General features: G+C 45.6%; 15 protein-coding genes. 2 read left to right on the top strand and 13 right to left on the bottom strand.

The annotated features are described in order from the left end of the window. The first annotated feature begins 485 nt into the window (after nt 1–485). Together SWP_RS06165 and SWP_RS06160 are read left to right on the top strand one after the other, a co-directional pair. On the top strand, nt 486–1739 hold the full coding sequence (locus tag SWP_RS06165) for a dicarboxylate/amino acid:cation symporter (protein ID WP_044555721.1): 1254 nt from the start codon (nt 486–488) through the stop codon (nt 1737–1739). A 94-nt stretch (nt 1740–1833) separates the two neighbouring features. Continuing rightward, the gene (locus SWP_RS06160; RefSeq protein ID WP_044555720.1) at nt 1834–2022 is read left to right on the top strand and encodes a hypothetical protein; all 189 of its coding nucleotides are present in this window, start codon (nt 1834–1836) and stop codon (nt 2020–2022) included. A 58-nt stretch (nt 2023–2080) separates the two neighbouring features. Here SWP_RS06160 and SWP_RS23000 read toward each other — a convergent pair whose 3' ends face one another. The 13 genes from SWP_RS23000 to SWP_RS06100 all read right to left on the bottom strand — a co-directional run bounded on the left by SWP_RS23000 (nt 2081) and on the right by SWP_RS06100 (nt 20565). Then, the gene (locus SWP_RS23000; protein WP_020911549.1) at nt 2081–2620 is read right to left on the bottom strand and encodes a hypothetical protein; all 540 of its coding nucleotides are present in this window, start codon (nt 2618–2620) and stop codon (nt 2081–2083) included. Beyond that, nucleotides 2601–7367 (bottom strand): beta strand repeat-containing protein, encoded by a 4767-nt coding sequence (locus SWP_RS23860; RefSeq protein WP_020911548.1) that lies wholly within the window; start codon nt 7365–7367, stop codon nt 2601–2603. The genes SWP_RS23000 and SWP_RS23860 overlap by 20 nt, the downstream gene beginning before the upstream one ends. A gap of 58 nt (nt 7368–7425) precedes the next feature. Then, on the bottom strand, nt 7426–8745 hold the full coding sequence (locus SWP_RS06150) for an HlyD family type I secretion periplasmic adaptor subunit (protein ID WP_020911547.1): 1320 nt from the start codon (nt 8743–8745) through the stop codon (nt 7426–7428). 10 nt (nt 8746–8755) lie between these two features. Next, nucleotides 8756–10468, bottom strand: coding sequence for a type I secretion system permease/ATPase (locus tag SWP_RS06145; protein ID WP_020911546.1), 1713 nt, complete (start codon nt 10466–10468; stop codon nt 8756–8758). 179 nt (nt 10469–10647) lie between these two features. Further along, on the bottom strand, nt 10648–11778 hold the full coding sequence (locus SWP_RS06140) for a sodium ion-translocating decarboxylase subunit beta (RefSeq protein WP_020911545.1): 1131 nt from the start codon (nt 11776–11778) through the stop codon (nt 10648–10650). An 8-nt stretch (nt 11779–11786) separates the two neighbouring features. Further along, nucleotides 11787–13595 (bottom strand): sodium-extruding oxaloacetate decarboxylase subunit alpha, encoded by a 1809-nt coding sequence (gene oadA / locus SWP_RS06135; protein ID WP_020911544.1) that lies wholly within the window; start codon nt 13593–13595, stop codon nt 11787–11789. A 19-nt stretch (nt 13596–13614) separates the two neighbouring features. Then, entirely contained in the window at nt 13615–13860 is a 246-nt protein-coding gene (locus tag SWP_RS06130; RefSeq protein WP_020911543.1) for an OadG family protein, read from the bottom strand. A gap of 515 nt (nt 13861–14375) precedes the next feature. Further along, on the bottom strand, nt 14376–15629 hold the full coding sequence (locus SWP_RS06125) for a BatD family protein (RefSeq protein WP_020911541.1): 1254 nt from the start codon (nt 15627–15629) through the stop codon (nt 14376–14378). After that, nucleotides 15619–17184, bottom strand: coding sequence for a TPR repeat protein (locus SWP_RS06120; protein WP_020911540.1), 1566 nt, complete (start codon nt 17182–17184; stop codon nt 15619–15621). The genes SWP_RS06125 and SWP_RS06120 overlap by 11 nt, the downstream gene beginning before the upstream one ends. Continuing rightward, complete coding sequence (locus tag SWP_RS06115) at nt 17174–18202, bottom strand: VWA domain-containing protein (RefSeq protein WP_020911539.1); 1029 nt, start codon at nt 18200–18202, stop codon at nt 17174–17176. The genes SWP_RS06120 and SWP_RS06115 overlap by 11 nt, the downstream gene beginning before the upstream one ends. Continuing rightward, a complete protein-coding gene (locus tag SWP_RS22995; RefSeq protein ID WP_020911537.1) occupies nt 18192–18662 on the bottom strand; it encodes a DUF4381 domain-containing protein in 471 nt (156 codons plus the stop codon). The genes SWP_RS06115 and SWP_RS22995 overlap by 11 nt, the downstream gene beginning before the upstream one ends. Further along, nucleotides 18659–19591 carry a DUF58 domain-containing protein gene (locus SWP_RS06105; protein ID WP_020911536.1) on the bottom strand — a complete coding sequence of 311 codons (933 nt, stop codon included), beginning with the start codon at nt 19589–19591 and terminating at the stop codon, nt 18659–18661. The genes SWP_RS22995 and SWP_RS06105 overlap by 4 nt, the downstream gene beginning before the upstream one ends. Further along, nucleotides 19588–20565 (bottom strand): AAA family ATPase, encoded by a 978-nt coding sequence (locus tag SWP_RS06100; protein ID WP_044555717.1) that lies wholly within the window; start codon nt 20563–20565, stop codon nt 19588–19590. The genes SWP_RS06105 and SWP_RS06100 overlap by 4 nt, the downstream gene beginning before the upstream one ends. Nucleotides 20566–20606 lie beyond the last annotated feature (41 nt).

The following is a 20606-nucleotide window of genomic DNA, read 5'->3' as shown; positions in this document are numbered from 1 at the left end:
ATGGCTCTCTAAACAACAGGCTTTCAGCCTATCCGACAGAAATGCAGGAATGAGTACTTTACAGGAAGAGTATAGTATTACTCACTCTGGTTAAAACAACCAGCGAGTACCCTTTAGTTTGAATCACTGACTAATAAAAAAATAACGACACTTAACAACAAACCGTTTGCACTCTTTTCCGTTTCAAATCGCGATTTGCCGACATAAGCCACCATATACATTAATGTTTTTATGTTATTTGCAATACTTGTAAGTCATGTTACTTAATGGTTAACTGTTAATATAATTAAAACAAACTTTGATATGACAATAAGTTATAACTAAATCGGTTTGTTAATCAAGGTACTCTCTCTATAGAATGCTAACGATTGGCTAATTCACCTTCGCTGCACTGAAGGGATCGTTTATGAACAAACGATTGCAATAAATAAAGTGACAACAATGTCACCTAAACTAATTATAAAAATAGAATATTTGGAATATTAATAATGTGGCAAACGATTAAAAACATCCCTTTTTGGCAAAAGGTATTGGCTGCCTTTGTGCTTGGCGCCGCTGTTGGCGTTATCTTTGGTGAATCCGCAACGGTATTAAAGCCACTTGGCGATCTATTTATCAGCGCTATTAAAATGCTGGTTGCCCCGCTTATTTTCTGCGCCATTGTCGTCAGTATCACCTCTTTAGGCTCACAGGCGAACCTGAAACGATTAAGCTTTAAGACCTTAGGCATGTTTATGCTAACCGGTACGATTGCCTCCCTGATAGGCTTAACGATCGGCTCATTGATTGATATGGGCGGAACCACGGAACTTGTAGCAAGTGAAGTGAGCGAACGTCATGTTCCGGGTTTTGCGCAAGTACTACTTAACATGGTACCTGTGAACCCATTTGCCTCACTTGCCGAAGGAAAAGTACTGCAGATTATAGTATTTGCGGCATTGATTGGTATTGCTATCAATAAAGTTGGCGAAAAAGCTGAACCACTGAAAAAAACGCTTGAAGCAGGTGCCGAGGTAATGTTCCAGCTTACCCGCATGGTGTTAAAACTAACTCCAATTGGTGTATTCGGTCTCATGGCCTGGGTTGTAGGTGAATATGGTTTATCGATGCTGCTACCTTTGGGTAAATTTATTGGTGCTATTTATCTAGCTGCATTAATTCACATTATTTTCGTCTATGGCGGCTTAGTAAAGTTTGTGGCCAAATTAAGCCCTGTTCAATTCTTTAGAAAAGCCATACCAGCACAAATTGTCGCATTCACGACGGCATCAAGTTTTGGTACATTGCCCGCCAGTACTCGTTGCACTGAATCAATGGGAGTGTCTAAACGTTATAGCTCATTTGTGCTACCACTTGGTGCGACCATGAATATGGATGGCTGTGGTGGTATTTACCCTGCAATAGCCGCTATTTTTATCGCTCAAATCTATGGTATTCCCCTCGATATGACTGACTACATGCTCATTGCCGTAACAGCAACTGTAGCCTCAGTAGGGACTGCCGGCGTGCCAGGCAGTGCAATGGTTATGCTAACTGTCACTTTAGGCGTTGTTGGATTGCCACTTGAGGGGATTGCATTTATTGCCGCAATCGATCGAATTATTGACATGATCCGCACCGCAACTAACGTTACCGGCGACATGATGACAGCTGTGGTTATTGGCAAGTCAGAAGGCCAACTCGATGAGGCCCAGTTTAACGCCCAAGAGTTAACCGCGACGGAAAATGCAACAAGCTAGTTCCACATGAGTAAAAGAAAAGGCCGCATTCGCGGCCTTTTTAATTTATACTTTCAAATCATATTACTAAGTGACTAATTTCGAGGCATTAAGTATGGCTAAGTTGTTTATTCTTCCGTTACTGCTCTCGCTTGCATGGGCATTATTTCTCAATTATAACGGCGTACCTCTTAAACAAGGAAGAAAAGGCTTTCTCTATATCGTCGGTATTAGTTTAACGATTATCTTCGCCTTAGGTTTCTTGCTTTGGTTAACGGCAGATCAAAACATTCGAAGCTGGTAGCCCGTAGCAAGTTTCTGATTCATAGGCGCCTAACTCTTCAGAGGAGGCGCTAATTCCACTATCCTAATGCTTCATCGTTTAGTGAAATATCTCCAATATCGATGTCACTCCATATAACAACATCACCTTCATCGCTGGAGAAAATAAAGCCTTGAAGCTCATCAATGTCCACTCCTTCAGCTTCATATTTCTGACGTAGTTCATCGTCCATATCCTGGCTACTTAATGTATTGTCTGATTGGGTCCAATTACCGCCAGACAAGTCTAGGTTTTCACTACCGACGACCAAGAAATTGTTTTCAAATGGGTCGTCATTATCATTACCAACAATGCCATCGCCGTCGCTCTGCTGGTAAATCTTATCCAGAGACAGCATTAACTGAATATCGGTCACGCCGTCTTCAACGATAAAAGCTTCCATATTTTGAATGCCAGCCCCTGTCATATCGATGATCTCATTGCTGTCACCTGAAACTTGCAGAACATCGAAACCGTCACCACCATCATAACTAAAGCTATTACTATCCATGCTGCCGTCAACGTTATTGCCAAAATCACCTCTATCAAAGACAAGAGTATCATCTCCTGGCTCCGCCAAAAAGTGTATCTACCCCAGTACCACCATCAAGAGTATCGGCACCGCTGTCGCCGAAAAGAATGTCATCGCCGCTGCCGCCTGCTAACGTATCCGCGCCATCACCACCATACAGTTCATCACTTCCGCTACCACCGTCGAGCTTGTCATCACCAACACCTGCAAACAGCATGTCATTACCGCTGCCGCCACTGAGTTGGTCGTTGCCAACATCACCATGAAGCTGGTCATTGCCGCCGCTTCCTACAAGCTTATCATCCCCGTCCCCACCAAAGAGTTGGTCATTACCGCCTCCACCGGTCAACTTATCATTGCCAGCTTCACCGTAAAGCATGTCGTCACCTGAACCACCGCTTAAGTTATCATTCCCCTCGCCACCAAACAGTTGATCATTGCCACTACCCGAGCTAAGCGCATCATTACCCGCGCCGCCTTCGAGCAGATCAGAGCCTGAACCACTTGTCAGTTTGTCATTACCATCTCCGCCAAACAGTTGGTTATTACCATTGCCAGCATTTAAGTTATCTGAGCCTGCGCCCCCGCTTAGATTATCATCGCCACCTGTTGCAATCAGAACATCATCGCCATCACCACCACTTACTGTGTTATTACCTGCACCCGCTTCTAACCTATCGTTGCCTGCACCACCGGAGAGATTGTCATGTCCTTCACCTGCTATGATCGAATCATCACCTTCACCGCCTGTAACCGTGTTGTGACCATCGCCAGCACGAATAGTGTCATCCCCCGCTCCGCCTGAGATCACATCGCTACCAGCCCCTGCAATCAAGGTATCGTTACCAGCATCGCCACTAATTTGATTATCGCCGTTACCTGCATCAATGATGTCATGACCTTCACCACCAGAGATAGTGTCACTGCCAATGCCCGCTATAATGCTGTCATTACCCGCACCACCACTGACTTGATTGTGCCCTTCTCCTGCGTGAATGATATCGTCTCCTTCACCACCAGCGATCAAATCATGACCACTACCAGTTGTTATAGTGTCATCGCCCGCTCCGCCAGAGACTATATTATCTCCAGCCCCAGCCTCAATGGAGTCATTATCATCACCGCCATCAATAGTGTCATGACCACTACCAGTTATTATCGTATCCTCACCACTGCCGCCTTCAACAGTATTATTACCAAGGTGCGATTCGAGGTGATCCTTACCTTCGCCGCCAATTAACCGATCATTACCGCTACCACCATAGATAACATCGTCACCCGCTCCACCATCAAGGGTGTTGTCACCAAACTCTCCATGCAATTCATCATCACCTTCACCACCAATCAAGTGATCATTACCAGTACCAGCAAATAGCTTGTCCTTTCCAGCGCCACCTTCGATAGTATCGTTACCATCACCACCAAGCAGAACATCATCACCTTCACCGCCAGCGATAGTGTCATGACCACTGCCTCCATCGACAAAGTCACTGCCTAAGCCGCCAATAACATTATCATCACCGTCACCAGCAAAGAGTTGATCATCCGCGTCACCACCATCTAAGGTATCATCCCCCGCACCACCAAATAACAAGTCGGCTCCAGCTCCTCCGGATAAGCTATCATCACCAGCTTCGCCAAATAGTTGGTCATCGCCCTCACCACCAGCTATTTGATCATGCCCTTCTCCCCCAAATAGCAGGTCATTACCTTCATCTCCAGCGATAGTGTCACTGCCATCACCACCAAATATGAGATCAGCTCCGACACCACCAGATATGGTATCGGAGCCTGTGCCACCATCAATGAAATCATCCCCCTCTTCGCCATGCAAGGCGTCATTACCATCACCGCCATAAATGACGTCATCTCCTGTTCCGGCGTAAACAGTATCAGCACCGACTCCACCGTAGATCTCATCTTTGCCCTCACCGGTGTTGATAGTATTATCTCCGTCTTCACCAAAGACTTGGTCATCTCCTGCACCAGTTGCAATATTATCGCTACCAGTACCAGCAAAGACCACATCATCACCAGTGCCTGTGTCAACGGTGTCATCACCCGCACCAGCAAAAACTAAGTCATCACCTTCTGCAGCTAAAATCGTATCATTACCACCATCGCCGTAGAGCTGATCGTCTGCCGTGCCACCAATAAGCTTATCGTCTCCTTCACCACCTGCGAGCAAGCCTGCTTCATTCTCGGCATAAAGCGTGTCATTGCCTGCGCCACCATAAAGCTCATCGTAACCCTCGCCACCAATAAGCTCGTCGTCACCGTCACCGCCATACAATTTGTCATCCCCTGCACCGCCTAACAATGAATCACTGCCCGCCCCAGCATAAATTGTGTCATTACCCGCTTCACCTAAAAGCGTATCATCTCCAGCATCACCAACGAGTACGTCATCGCCTAGACCACCTGAAAGTTGGTCCGCACCACTGCCACCGATAAGCGTGTCATCCCCCTCTCCACCGGTAATAACATCATCACCTTCGCCACCATCGACTAAGTCATTACCAGCTCCACCAATTAAGGTATCCGCGCCACCACCGCCATAGAGAGTATCATCACCTTCACCACCATCAAGATGGTCAATACCTTGCCCTCCGTGAAGCAAGTCATTGCCTAACCCCCCTTCAATGGTATCGTTACCATCTTGGGCATAGACCGTATCATTGCCATCACCCGCATCAATGGTGTCATTTCCAAGTCCTGCATCGATAATGTCATCACCAGCTCCCGCTATAATACTGTCGTGACCATCGCCACCAATCAACACATCGTCACCGTCTTGTGCAGTAATAATGTCATCTCCGCTACCACCATCGAGAAAATTATCACCACTGCCAGATAACAGCTCATCGTTACCTTCACCACCACTGAGAGCATCGTTACCTTCGCCACCTTCTAACCTATCAGCTCCAGCTCCACCATAGAGGGTATCGTTACCAACGCCCCCAATAACTAAATCATCGCCATCTTCTGCATAGATAGTGTCGTCACCTTCGCCCCCGGTTATAACGTCGTCGCCAGCACCCGCATATATCTGATCATTACCCGCACCTGCTATAACGGTATCATCGCCTGCGTCAGAGAAAATAACATCATCACCGCTACCAGCATCAATGGTATCGGCGTCAACGCCCGCATAAACTAAGTCGTTACCATCACCAGCGTCGATGGTGTTGCTGCCAGCGCCAGAATAAATCTTGTCATCACCACTGCCACCAATAAGAGTGTCATCACCGTCACCTGCATATATCGAGTCGTGGCCAGTGCCACCATCTATCGTATTATTACCGTCGCCACCAAACAGCGCATCATTACCCACTCCGCCTTCAATGACATCATCACCAGACTCGGCATAAACGAGATCATCTCCTTCACCAGCATTAATTTGGTCGCTATCACTGCCACCATAGATGGTGTCATTTCCGCTGCCACCATCGAGTACGTTGGCGCCAGCATAACCAAACAGCACATCATCACCCGCCCCACCCGTAAGCACATCATCACCACCACCTGCGTGCAGTTCATCGTTACCAGCACCACCGCTTAGCGTATCGCTGCCCTCTTCACCAAATAGCTTATCGTCGCCTTCACCGCCCGTTAACGTATCATCGCCACTCCCCGCAAGTAAGACATCGGCACCACTACCACCGTCAAGCTCATCAGCACCACTACCTGCAATTAGCGTATCGTTTCCCTCTCCACCCGCTAAGACATCGTCACCTTCATCACCTTGTAGGTAATCATTTCCGCTGCCGCCACTGAGCTCATCAATGCCTTTTCCACCTAATAGAGAATCGTGACCCGCACCACCAATCAGCGTATCGTTACCATCATCACCAATGAGTAAGTCGTCCCCATCACCACCTTCAAGCGTGTCATCACCAAGCTCCCCCATCAAGGTGTCATTGCCTGCGCCACCAGCAAGTGTATCGTTATCATCACCGCCCATCAGGGTGTCTTGTCCCTCGCCACCAGTAAGCAGGTCATCACCCTGGCCGCCCATTAATAGATCATCACCCGCTTCACCATGCAATTCGTCGTTATTAATGCCACCATCGAGCTGATCATCACCATCTCCGCCAAACAATTTATCTTCACCCTGCTGCCCCATAAGATGGTCGTCACCAACGCCACCGTCCAATACATCGTTATAGGTGTTGTGGGCTAGCAGTTCTACAGAATCGATATTGATTTCTGTGCCAGCGTCAACACCAGTGCTGACAAATTGCAACTCAATATCGCCGCTTGCGTCTAGCTGGTCGCTATTGATCTCAAAATTAATCTGTATGGTTCCATCGGCGAGTTGTGTAGCAGTACCTGAAGCGGCAATCACCATATTGCCGTTCTCATCGGGAATAAGAATATTTATGGTTAGCTCTGCGCCATCTTGTAATACCGGGCTGTCCTTAGGCAGAGCCACGTTGAGGGTGAAAGTATTACCGACATTACCGACATAGCCGCCAATATTCACAATCTGGCTGGCTGCACAATTTCCAGCCATAGGCTCAATGGAGTCTTCAGCATTAAACACCTGTTGCTCGACGCCCCAAGCGGTCGTCTCCGCATTTTCGATTACCGGAGTATCCGACTGTTCCCCTAACCCTTGGTCACCCAAGATAAAGTCTCTCCCCTCCTGACCAGAGATGGTGTCGTCCCCCTCTCCACCAACTAAATAGTCATCACCTGAGCGACCATCTATTATGTCGTTGCCAGTAAGTCCTTCAATATGGTCATCACTATCAGTACCAACTATTAGATCATTTTGATTAGTATCATCCATGACAAAATTCCTTCATTAAATAGGGAGTTATTACAGCTAATTGACTTAAATGAGCCAATTAACTTTCTCTAAATGCCAGCTCAAAAGAGCTACCAAGTGGTGACAACAAATATTCCAATAATGTGCGAGGTTGCAGCACAATAAAGACATCGGCAGACATACCTGCATGAAGCTTAATATTAGAATGGTTGCTATTAGTGGGGTTCAGCTTAACTTTGACTAAATATCCTTCTGGCTGCCCAGCGGCTGACGCGAAAAATCGGTCTGCGGAGACGTGAATGACCTCTCCGGTCATTGGTATTGCATCGCGGCTGTCATAGGCGGTTAGCCGGACCTGAGTCAACAAGCCCGCATGCACCACATCGATATCCTCTGGCCGAACATAGGCTTCAACAATCATTTCGTCGGTTTCTGGTACCAACTCCATCAATATTTGCCCCGGAGATATCACTGCGCCAATAGAGTGAATAGCCATCGCAACGACCGTACCACTGTGCTCGGCGGCGATGTTAATATGCTGCCTCTTATCAATTTGAGCCGAGAGACGATGCAAGCCTTCATCTCTTAATTGTCGTTGCTCTTGCAGTTGTTGTGCCCAATGCAATTGCCTATTTGAGCGTTCAGCCTCATGGCTTTGGTTTAACTCACCAAGCCTTGCCGCAATCACATCGACTTCCGCACGAAGTTGAGCGAGTAACCCTTCAACGCCAGATTCACTGCGCTGAATGGCTAGATGACGAGATTTAGACACAAAACCATCATCTAATAGGCTAGCATTCATCTGTACCTCTTCCTTGACCAAATCGAGTTGTTTCTGAGTTGCCTTCAGCCTTGATTGCGTCCCTTTGAGACTGTGCGTTAACTGATTTTTCTGAAAAGCGTACTGCTGCACGAACAGATGAAAGTCTGAGGTCTGTCTTTCATACATCAACTGCTGCATTATGATTATCTGAGCGACTTCATCTCGTTGTTGATGCTCCAAAACGAAGGGGGAAAATACTAAACTTGGTTGGTTTAAGAGATCGGCTCCAACTCCAGCCAATAAAGGTGTAAGCCTATCTATCTGAGCTTGGGCTCTTACTGTTTTTAATAAGATCCGTTGATAATCAGCTTCGACCTGCACGTCACTAAGTTCAATGAGTGTTTGACCTTGCTCGACGTGTTGCCCTTCGAAAGCGAAGATCTGTTTTACTTGTCCACCATGCAGATGCTGCACTTTCTTGCGTTGGCTCTCAGCCACCAGCTTACCAGGTGCAATGGCCGCAGCATCGATTTTGGTCAAACTAGCCCAAATAACAAAGCCACCGAATGCAAACACAATAATAGATAAACCAAATACAATGACTCTACGAGTGTTAAATTCCACTAAATCATCCATGACCTTGTCCTTACTGATTGGCTGCGGGTTTATCAATTGATTGAACCGCATTTTCTGTACGTTCACTGATCTCATGTATATCGGAAATGAACTTTTCTTTTGGACCCGCTTTTTCGATATGACCGTCTCTCAAGCAGACGACCCAATCCATCTGCCTCAAAAAACCTGCTCGGTGGCTAATCATAATTACTGTTATTCCTTGTTCTTTGCAGTGCTGCAATACTATCGCCAGTGCAACCTCACCTTCAGGATCAAGATTAGAGTTAGGTTCATCTAAGATGAGCACCTTAGGCTTACTAAACAGTGCCCTTGCAAGCGCTAGACGCTGCTTTTGCCCGCCGCTTATTTGGCTACCCGCTTCCCCTAAAGGAGTCTCGTAGCCCTGTGGTAAGCCGATAATAAGCTCATGGACGCAGGCAAGCCGTGCGGCTTCAACAATCTCTTTCGGTTCGGCATCACTGAAACGGCAAATATTCTGCGCAACAGTGCCAGATAAAAGCTCTACATCCTGGGAAACAAAACCGATATAACGCCCGAGTTCATCACCATTCCATTGATTCAGGCAGGCACCATCGAGCTTTACCATGCCACTAGTAGGAGTCACAATTCCCATCAATAGTTTGGCGAGAGTCGATTTCCCTGAGCCGCTAGGCCCAATAATGGCAAGTGATAGGCCTGCTTGTAGGCGAAAGTTAATATTATTGAGAACAGGCTTGTTATGACGATCAATCGCAAAGCTTACCCGTTCAAGTAGGTACTCTCCTTTAGGGGCGGGTAGCGAGGTTTTCTTCTCGTCAGGCGCTTTCTTTAAGGCCCGTTTCAATCTTATATAGGCTTGCCAGCTCGACTCCCAATTTTTCCAACAGCCAACCGCTTGCTCAATGGGGGCCATAGCACGCCCAAGAATAATTGAGGCTGCGATGATCTCACCGGTGCCCAATTGCTGAGTTAGCACGAGCCCAACACCGATACCAATAATGGCAACTTGTAAAAGTGTTCGAGTTAAACGAGTTAACACCAACATCATGCTGACCTTATCCGCCACACTCCATTGCAATCCAAGTAGCTGTTGATGACCTTTCTGCCAATGTTTAGCTACATCACCCGCCATCCCCATGGCTTGCAATGAACTTGCATGACGCAATATATCGTTAATCTGCATGCTACTTTCGATCACCGCCTTTGATGCAGCATCTTGTGGAGGTTTAGCGGCTGCTTTCACCCCAAACGCAAGCAGTGACAATACGATGGCGCCGAGCGTGGCGGTAATCCCCAATAACGGATGTAGGCCAAATAGCACAATGAGGAATACGATGACCCAAGGGGCATCAAAGATTGCCGTCGTTGATGGCGTAAGGAGAAGGCTTCGAACTTCTCGCACATCGAGTAAACTTTGTTTGCTAATACTGCCTTGCCTGGCAGACTCTTCAATGGCTTCATGTACCAGTAGCGAACTCAGTTTCATCTCAAGCTTAAGCCCGCTCTGCTGCATTAGCTTGTTGCGGACAAAGTCTAATGATGCTTGCACGATCAGTAGGAAGACGACGATAAGAGTTAGGTTAACCAAAGTGTGATAACTGGAACTGGCTATGACTCGCCCAAATAGCTGCAAGCTGTAGACAGGTAGTGCTAACATCAAAAGATTGACAAAAACACTGAATATCGCCACGTACTTTAATTCCATTTGTAGTGAGCGAATAATACTGTTGAAGTGATTATTCATAAGTTCGCACTCCATTGCGAAAGATCTTGCAGGTGCCGAAATAAACCGCCATTAAGTTGCTTTCAGTATAGCCAAGGGTTTTAAAAGTTTTTGCTTCACACAAAAAAAATCCCGTACTTAAAAAGTACGGGATTGATTTAGTTAACAAATATTTTTGATATTTTTAGTTAGACATTTTGTTAGCCAAGCACAGCAAGCAATACACCAGCGGCAACTGCACTACCTAATACCCCTGCCACATTAGGCCCCATCGCGTGCATAAGTAGGAAGTTTTGGTTATTCGCTTCAAGCCCCACTTTGTTCACGACTCGGGCTGCCATTGGCACAGCTGAAACCCCTGCAGCACCAAGTAATGGATTTATTTTACCACCCGATAGCTTACTCATCAGCTTAGCCATTAATACCCCTGTCGCCGTGCCAATACCAAACGCTACGGCACCCAAGACTAATATGCCAAGAGTTTCGACTTGCAGGAACTTGTCTGCAGATAACTTAGAACCCACCGCGAGGCCTAAGAAGATGGTCACAATATTAATCAGCTCATTTTGCGCCGTGCTCGACAGTCTATCGACAACGCCAGATTCACGCATCAAGTTACCGAGACAGAACATGCCCACCAGCGGCGTTGCTGCTGGTAAGAAAAGAATAGTTAACCCAAGCACCATCAGCGGGAAAATTATCTTTTCCTTCTTACTAACCTCCCTTAACTGCTCCATCTTAATTTGGCGTTCAGACTCTGTTGTTAGCAACTTCATAATAGGCGGCTGAATGAGTGGTACCAACGCCATATAAGAGTATGCTGCAACCGCAATGGCTCCGAGTAAGTCAGGGGCCAGTTTGGACGCCAAAAATATGGCCGTAGGCCCATCTGCACCACCGATAATCGCAATTGCTGCGGCATCTTGCATTGAGAACTCAAAACCAGGAATGAGATTTAAACCAATGGCGCCAAGCAGGGTGGCAAAAATACCAAACTGAGCCGCAGCCCCCAGCAACAACATTTTTGGATTAGCAATGAGGGCCCCAAAGTCGGTTAAGGCGCCTACTCCCATGAAAATAAGCAGTGGAAATATCCCTGTTTCAATACCGACATGATAAGCAAAATAGAGCAGCCCACCTTCATCGGTAAAACCTGCATTGGGAATATTTGCCAATATTGCACCAAAACCAATAGGCAGCAATAATAACGGTTCAAACCCCTTTGATATGGCTAAAAACAGTAACAGACAGCCAATACCCATCATAAATATTTGGCCTAACGTAAAGTTGGCAATGCCAGACTCTGACCAAAAGGCAATTAATCCTTCCATGAAGACTCCTAAGCTATGGCAAGCAGTTGACTACCCACTGCAACCGAATCACCCTCTTTCACCCAAACCTGAGAGATCACTCCATCGGCCTCAGCCCTTACTTCCGTTTCCATCTTCATCGCTTCAAGAATGATCACGACATCACCCTCTTTTACGCTATCACCTGGAGACACATGCACCTTAAAAATATTACCTGAAAGCGGGGCATTTTGTTCAAGCTTTACCACTGACGTATCAACAGCAGCGGCTGGTGCAGGCGCTGAAAATGGCACCACATTTTCAGCTGGAGTAATTTCACTGATATCGCCACCTTCAGCGACCTCAACCACAAAACGTTGCCCTTGAACCGTCACTGTGTAAGTTTCTGGACCAGATTTGGCTGCGATGGCAAGCTCTGCCTTTTTAGCCTCCTCTAATGCCTTAGCGGCTACTTCAGGTTTGGGCTCAAACGCATCAGGGTTGTGTCTATTTTTAAGAAACTTAAGTCCAATCTGGGGGAATAGCGCGTAAGTTAATACGTCATCATCGAGCTCAGTTGCCAGAGTAATGGCCTCTGCCGTTGCCTTTTCAGCAAGCTCAACTCGCAACCTATCGAGTTCAGCTTCGAGCAGATCAGCAGGGCGACAAGTGATAGCTTCTGTGCCATCAAGAACCCGCTGCTGCAATTCACTATTTACCGGTGCCGGTGTCGCACCGTACTCACCTTTTAGGACGCCTTCCGTCTCTTTAGTCATCGACTTATAACGCTCACCCGTTAAAACATTGATGACTGACTGGGTACCCACTATTTGCGAAGTAGGTGTTACCAACGGCAGAAACCCTAAATCTTCACGAACACGAGGGATCTCTTCTAACACCAAATCTAACTTATCTGCCGCGCCTTGCTCTTTGAGCTGACTTTCCATATTAGTTAGCATGCCACCAGGCACTTGCGCGCGAAGTATGCGTGAATCAATTCCTTTAAGTTCACCCTCAAATGCGGCATATTTTTTTCGAACGATTCTGAAGTAAGCTGCAATCTCTTCCAGTAGCGCCATATCATAACCAGTTGCTCTGTCAGAGCCTTCAACCATAGCGACTACGGTTTCAGTGGCACTGTGTCCGTAGGTTTGGCTCATGGATGAAATAGCAGTATCAAGAACATCAATCCCGGCTTCGATTGCTTTTTGATAAGTCGCGGTGCTAAGGCCTGTTGTCGCGTGGCAATGCAAGGAAACGGTTAAATCAGTTTGCGACTTGATCTGGCTTATCATCTCATAAGCCTCAAATGGCTTTAATAGCCCAGCCATATCTTTAATACACAATGAGTGACAGCCCATATCCTCAATGCGTTTGGCCATATCAACCCAAGTCGCTGTTGTGTGTACAGGGCTGGTTGTGTAAGACAAAGTTCCTTGTGCATGAGCACCAACTTCTACTACAGATTTAACTGCTGTTTCGAGGTTACGCACATCATTCATTGCATCAAAGATACGGAACACATCGACACCATTAGTATGAGCACGTTCTACAAATCGGTTGACTAAATCATCTGCATAGTGACGATAGCCTAAGAGGTTTTGCCCTCGAAGTAGCATCTGCTGAGGCGTGTTAGGCATCACTTTCTTTAGTTCGCGAATGCGTTCCCAAGGATCTTCACCAAGGTAACGGATACAAGAATCAAACGTTGCTCCGCCCCATGATTCAAGTGACCAAAAGCCAACCTTATCAAGTAGTGGTGCAATAGGTAACATATCTTCGGTACGCAACCGAGTAGCGAGTATTGATTGGTGAGCATCTCTTAAGACGACATCGGTTAAAGCCAGTGGCTTGCTCATAGTTAACTCCCTACTTTATTTATGCTTTTTGACGGTGTTGATGTATTGCAGAAGCGATTACAGCGGCCATTAAGGGGCTCACTGTTGGTTTGCTTGCAATCGGTTGGAGAGCATTGCTGCAGTTTTTTTCTTGGGGCTCTGGAGCATATTTCTTAGCTACTAACTTCATCGCCAAAATCAATACACTTAAAAACACAAAAACCAAACACATGCCGAGGATCATTATTCCTAGTGCATCGGTTAACTGTTCTGATATTGCTTCCATCTAATCCTCTCACCAACCATAAAATTGCCGAAGTGCAAACTCCCCAACTAAATGAACAATCACCTACCACAATTCATTTAGCCTGTGTTGTGAACGCACTGAAACAAAACAAATATTTAATCACTATTTATTCACATATTATGCATTTCTGTTGATAACGAAAAAAGCTGCTAATAGGCTGTCGTCGCTATCATCGGCAAAAACAATAACTAATCTATAACAAAATAGCGAGCTATTTGTAAATTGGTCATACCAATAAAAATAAAAGTAAACACCACCTAATGACGATTAGATAAAATAAACCCTGAAAAACTGATGAATACACAACCAACAAGCGAATATTATCTTATTTAGTCAATTAGCTCGTTAAATTGAAGGAAATTGATTTCAGATATAAGAACAGATGATGGTCAACCACATCAATATGAGGTTTTATGCACAAAGAAAAACAACAATTAAGAGCAGGAAGTTATCGCCAATTTGCAGGGCATGCCATGGCTTTTAACGAAGAGGAGTTACTTTACAACATATCTAAATAGCTTTTTTAAAGATAATTCATCCGCAGGTTGAGCTTCAATATCATCACGCTCTTCAGCCGAACGAGGCCCAAAGCAATGTTCAAACAATCTCGATATCGCAAGGTGTTTGTTAATAAGCTCATCTGTTACAGGTTGCTTATCGTTAATATGAGGCTTGATTTGCGCCGGAGCTGATACTTTATCACCACGCTGATAAAGTAAGTTAATAAACCCTCGCCAATCTCTTACCAATAAGGCTTGGGTTAGCTGCGCCCTTTGCGGAAACTTCAATGTTCTGTACTTGTGGAGCAACATTAAGCCCGCGATAGCCAACACTAATACACTAGTCGCAAGGAGCCATTTACTATTAACGGCGCTGCCAGTTACAGCAATATTATAAGTCGGGTATTGCAGCTGATGTAAACCGACTTCAGGCTGCCACCAATTAAGCTTTTCACCACCCAACACATATTCCCCACCTCCGTGAATGATGTAGCGGTATGTTTGGCTAACGATTGCAATACTTTCGCCACGATTATGCTTGTCCCTCAATTTAGCTTCTTGCGCAACAAGCTTGACCCCTTTAGGCGCTGCAACCTTAAGTCTTGGAATATTCATAGCGGGTAAATTAACAACCGAGATAGTAATTTCACGCTCAATCACATCACCTATTTGGTAGCTTTGCTTAGGCTCAGACCATTGGTCGTCGATTGAAACCTGCTCTGCGACTATGTAGGACTCATTATTGGGGATATCCGCTGGCATATAGGCGTAGAACACTTTAGGTTCAGAGAGCAAACTTAGCGTCTTGGGTTTCTGGCTAGCATTATCCATAAATTTGATATCAAACCTGACACTCGGCAGCTCTATTAATCCTCGTTGCTCAGGATACAGATACACCTCCCATAGCTGAGAAGAGTAAGTTATTCCTGCAAGCTGTTTGCTACCATTAATGGCAAACGAAGAGGCTCGAGATAATCTTGCCGTTGACAAGGAGGGCAGTTCAAATTTAGTGCCACCATTAAAAAAGCCATTTACCAGCAGCTCAAAGCGCAGCACCACTTGCTCCCCGACCACAGGATGAACATTAGACACTTGCGTTAGGATCTGGCTAGTGAGTATCGCATTATCGACACCCGTTACTTTATGGTTATCAGCTAAAGCACTAAGCTGAAAAAAAGCCAGTAGCCCTAATAAAAATGGAAGGCATTGCATCAATCGATTTGAAAAAACCTCTCGTCTATTCCTCATTAGTCGTCACCTCAGGCCTTTGCTCTAACGAAGAAGGACTTTGCAGTTGAGCGTGGTTGTATTCAGCCTGAAATTTTGCCGCTAAGAACTGCTGTGGATCTTTGCTGATATCGGTCAACCACTGCTGCTTTTTAGTCTCGCTATTCAATAGTTCTTCAACCGATAACTGCTGGATCTCAACCGTAATCTTACCCATCTGCGGTTTATCTGCGCCAAGCTCGGGATCCGTCATGTCATCGGGGTCAACCGACTCAGGTGGATGTTCCTCCTGCTGGCTTTCGCCAAGCTGTTTAATATCTCGAATGAGTTGGGTGACAATGCGTAAATTAGTTTCGGCACCAGGGAAGTTTGCATCGATTTCAATCAACAATTGATACAGTGATTGTGCTTTACTGTAATTCCTGGCACGAGTGTATGTCGTCGCTAGATTAAATAGACTTTGCAAATCGTTCTGTTGGCGATATATTTTTGCCGCTTTGCTGTACTCTTTGGCTTGGTAATACGCCAGTGCTTTCCATTGTGGGTCAGTAAAGAGGATTGCCGCAGTTTGATAATCACCTTGATTGTAATAGTACTGCGCTTGTTGATTATCACTGAAAAACCAATCGAGCCAACTCGCTTGTGCGGGAGCCGGCAGTAAACTGACGCATAATACAATGGCGCTTGCCCAATAAAGACTAAAGCCTTTACGAAAAAACAACAGTAAAATAAGCCCTGCGGGGTAGAGCAACCAATAGCCAAAGTTGACCCGTTGGCTAGACTCCCCTAGTGCACGTTTCTCTAAACTAGCGACTTTGGCAAGCAACCTATCAGGGGTTTCAATCAAACTACCACTACTGATAACAGCATAACCAAACTTACGGGCAACCTCTTCAGCCTCGGTGGTCAATGCTGCAAATACTACCTGTGCTTTTAGACGATCAACCAAGCTGGATAATTCGCTACCACCAGTAAAACCATCAGAAAAGATCAACAGATCGACCCCAAACTCTTCAGTCTCTGGCATAGCACTGATAACGCTGACCAAACTATCAATATCATCCCCCTCTACAGGCATTATATCCGGCGATAAATATCCCAGATATAAAGTCAGTAATGCCAATTGTTCTGACGCGGGTAATACTTGATGACTACTACCTGAAAATGCCACCAAGGAGATAGGTCTTGCACTCCCCTGTTGTAACAAGGTGGTAATCGCTAACTTTGCTCGAGTTAAATGCTCAATACCGTGTTGCCGCTCTTGCATCGAAGGTGATAAATCTAGGGCTATTACCAGCGGCGCCTTAATGTTATCACCACTGGGCTTTAACCAGCTGGGCCCCGCTAAGGCAACCGCAATCAAACTGCCGCAAAGTAGTGTTAAGGTAATCGGCGCTGTTGCCGTTTTGTGGCTATTTTGCCTAGAGAAGGTCTTTGCAAGATGAGCGGCGATGATCCCATCACCAGCTTGTTCTTCAGCCAACACTCGGTTGCGCCAAAGCCCATACATCAACAAAGCTATCGGAAAAAAGAGTAATAGCCAGACTGGCTCTGAAAACTGAAAGCTAGTCAGCATAAGCCCGCCTTCTCACTCTCACCGCCGCTGCTATCGTCAATGACAACCACACACAAATATAAATAACTAACATAGGCCCAAGTAGCCAAGGATAAAGGTCTGATTTAGGAAGAAAACTATTTTGCTGATACTTAGCGGGCGCTATTTTGTCAATTTGAGCCAGTATCTCGGCAATAGCTGTACTGCTATTACCTTCAAACGCCCTGCCATTAGTGATCTTAGCTATTTTATTAAGAGTATTAAAATCAACTTGGTCATCACCCACTGTATCAACTGAGCCCATTCCTAGAGTGAAAATTTCAATACCTTCAGCAGCTGCAACTCGGGCAGCATCGACAGGATCGAGTCTAGAGCTGGTATCACTGCCATCAGTGACCAATAAAAGAATGCGCTGGCTAGTATTGGAACGCTCAAATGCACGAATACTTAGGCCTACTGCATCACCAATAGCTGTCGCGGGCCCAGCCATCTGCGTATCCATTTGCTCTAATAATGTTTGCCATAACCTAACGTCCTCAGTAAAAGGGACTTGCAAGTAAGCGCCCGAACCAAACACGATCAAACCAAGCCTGTCACCATCGCGTTGCTGCGAAAAGCTACTGAGCAGTGATTTAAGTGCCACTAAGCGAGATACGTTACTGGCAGCTTTCAACTGGCCATCTTGAGATGGCTCCTCGCTCGGTAACAAGTAGTCTTTCTGCTCCATAGACTGAGACAAGTCCACTGCGATCATCATGTCTCTGCCTGCCTTTTGGGTCACAATAGGCTCTCCAATAAGTACAGGCCGCGCAATACAAAGAGTAATAACAATCCAGCTCAATAGCAGTGCGAGTGCTTGAATACGTTTGCGCTGCTTTATTTGGCTACCAGAGGTAGGCGCTTGGCCTGTAGCTGCAACAATGCGTGAGAAAAATGGCAAATAAATAGAGGCTGCCGGTTGCATGTATGCTGGCGAGACCTTGAAAATAATAAAAGGTAAAATGAGCAGTAGTAACATCCATGGATACTCAAGACTCATGTTCAAAATGATGCTCCTTTACCCAGCGTAAGCATAACTCTTTCAGCGTGACGAAATCATTTTGTGACAGATGTTTTTCCACGTTTTGAGCGGGCTGATAGTTCAACTGCTCAAGCTGAAAAAGCTGAGATTCACTCAATATTGGTTGCTTACTACTGCTTCTGATTAATTGATACCACGTCACCCCAGTATGGTTTAGCACAATGGATGATTTTCCATTCGAGACCGCCTGACGAAGAATTTGGTTCATGGCACTAGCATTTTCCAATGTGAGTGTTTGCAGCTCGCGGTAGGCGACTCTGCGGTACCTATTTGCAACCCAGCGCCGTCTTTTACGGATCATTAGCAAGCCAAGTGCAAGACAAATCGCAATAAGTACAACATACCAGCCAGTAGATAAAGGCCACCATGAGATAGGCTCTGGTAGCGGTATATCAACCAACTGCATCACCTGATTCATTCAGGTTCTCCCATTAATAAGCGATTTAACTGACTTATAACTGGCTCATAGGTATTAACTATACCTACTGGTAATATACTGCCAACCACGGCTTTTTTCAGACTGACCAACCTTTGCTGGTAAAGCTCTTCATATTTAAGTTGGTTATCAGCATTCGCTTGGATATTAATCTGCTGCTCACCATGGGATACACTCAAACCATGGGCACGAGTTAAATCATCTTCTAACGGATCTTGAATGACGAAAAGTAATACGTTTGTTTTCTGAGATAACACTTCCAACTCAGCCAACTGTTCAATTTCGATCCCTTCAATATCAGTTATCAAGATCAATACGCTCTGACTACTTAAAGTCGAAATGAGTGGTCTCACCATTGAAAATATTGATTGTGAAGTATTGACTGTGTTGTCCGCCGATGACAACTGTAGTCCATTATTGGCAGTAACAATTGCTTCGAGCAGATGAACAACATTATGACTTGAACGCTTTGGCGATATTGATACCAAATCATTGCTGGCTAATACAACGCCGCCAACTCTGTCTCCCGCATCAAATACTTGCCATGCCAACAGCGCAGCTAAATGTGCAGCGGTTACTGACTTAGTATTAACTTGGCTACCGAAAAACATCGGCAAACGCTGTTCGACAATGATATGGACAGGTCTATCAGTTTCTTCAGAGTAAACCCTCACATAGGGTTTACCTAAGCGTGCAGAAACTCTAGAGTCAATTTGACGTATGTTGTCACCTGCTTGATATTGTCTCAGCTCTTCAAAATTCAACCCGCGACCTTTTATCCGCGATGTATGTCGGCCAGAGAGCATTCCCGCAGGCCTATATCTCGGTGATAACGACAGTTGACGACTTTCTTCTCTAAGTGCTAGTAAAGCGCTTAAATTGGTATAGATCCTAGGATCTTGTTTTTTCATAACACTGGTGTCACGCTGACAAGCTCTCTAACCACATCTTGAGCACTCAAGCCATCGGCTACTGCGGCATAAGACAGCATTAATCGATGACTCAGCACCGCCAATACAACAGCTCGCACATCATCAGGGTCAACATAGTCTCTGCCCTCAAGGACCGCATGGGCTCTAGAGGCTTTATCAAGCGCTATTGATGCTCTGGGGCTAGCCCCAATTTTGATATATTTATGTAACTCACTGTTTGGATACCTTTCTGGTTTTCGGGTGCCCATCACTAACGCAACAATATACTTTTCAATACTTTCTGACATGAACACTTGATGCACTAACTGCCGGCCTTGCATGATTAACTCTTCAGCATTATCTATGTTGAGTGACTCAGTGTCATTTTGTGCTTCCTGTCCACGCGTGAGGCGAATAATTGCCAATTCAGTTTCATCATCAGGGTAATCAATAACCACTTTAAACAGAAATCGATCCATCTGTGCTTCAGGTAAGGGATAGGTTCCCTCTTGCTCTACAGGGTTTTGAGTCGCTAAAACTAAGAACACCGCTTGCATTGGATGACTGGTATTTCCAATGGTGACTTGACGCTCCTCCATCGCTTCAAGTAACGCAGACTGTACCTTGGGTGGTGCTCGATTTATTTCATCCGCCAGCAGAATATGGTTAAAAATGGGGCCGGGATTAAAATCAATGTTGTTATTTTCAGAAGATGATAGCGCTTCATACCCAATAACGTCAGAGGGTAAGAGATCTGGAGTGAATTGAACTCGCCCTTGGGATAGGTTCAACAAGTCAGCTAAGGTTTTTACAGAGCGCGTTTTAGCTGTGCCTGGAAGCCCTTCGAGTAACACATGCCCGTCGGCTAATAGTGCTAAGACGAGACCTTTTAGCACATGCTCTTGACCGAGAACTTGTTTCTCGAGCGCAACTTGCAATTGATTAAGCTGTGAATATATTGCTTGGCTGTCCATACAGTGAATACCTTTAGTGTACATTTTCCATTTTAAAAAAG

The organism is Shewanella piezotolerans WP3 (genome assembly GCF_000014885.1).
GTDB lineage: Bacteria > Pseudomonadota > Gammaproteobacteria > Enterobacterales > Shewanellaceae > Shewanella > Shewanella piezotolerans.
The sequence above is the reverse complement of the archived record's forward strand: the minus strand, read 5'-3'. Positions and strand labels throughout refer to the sequence as shown.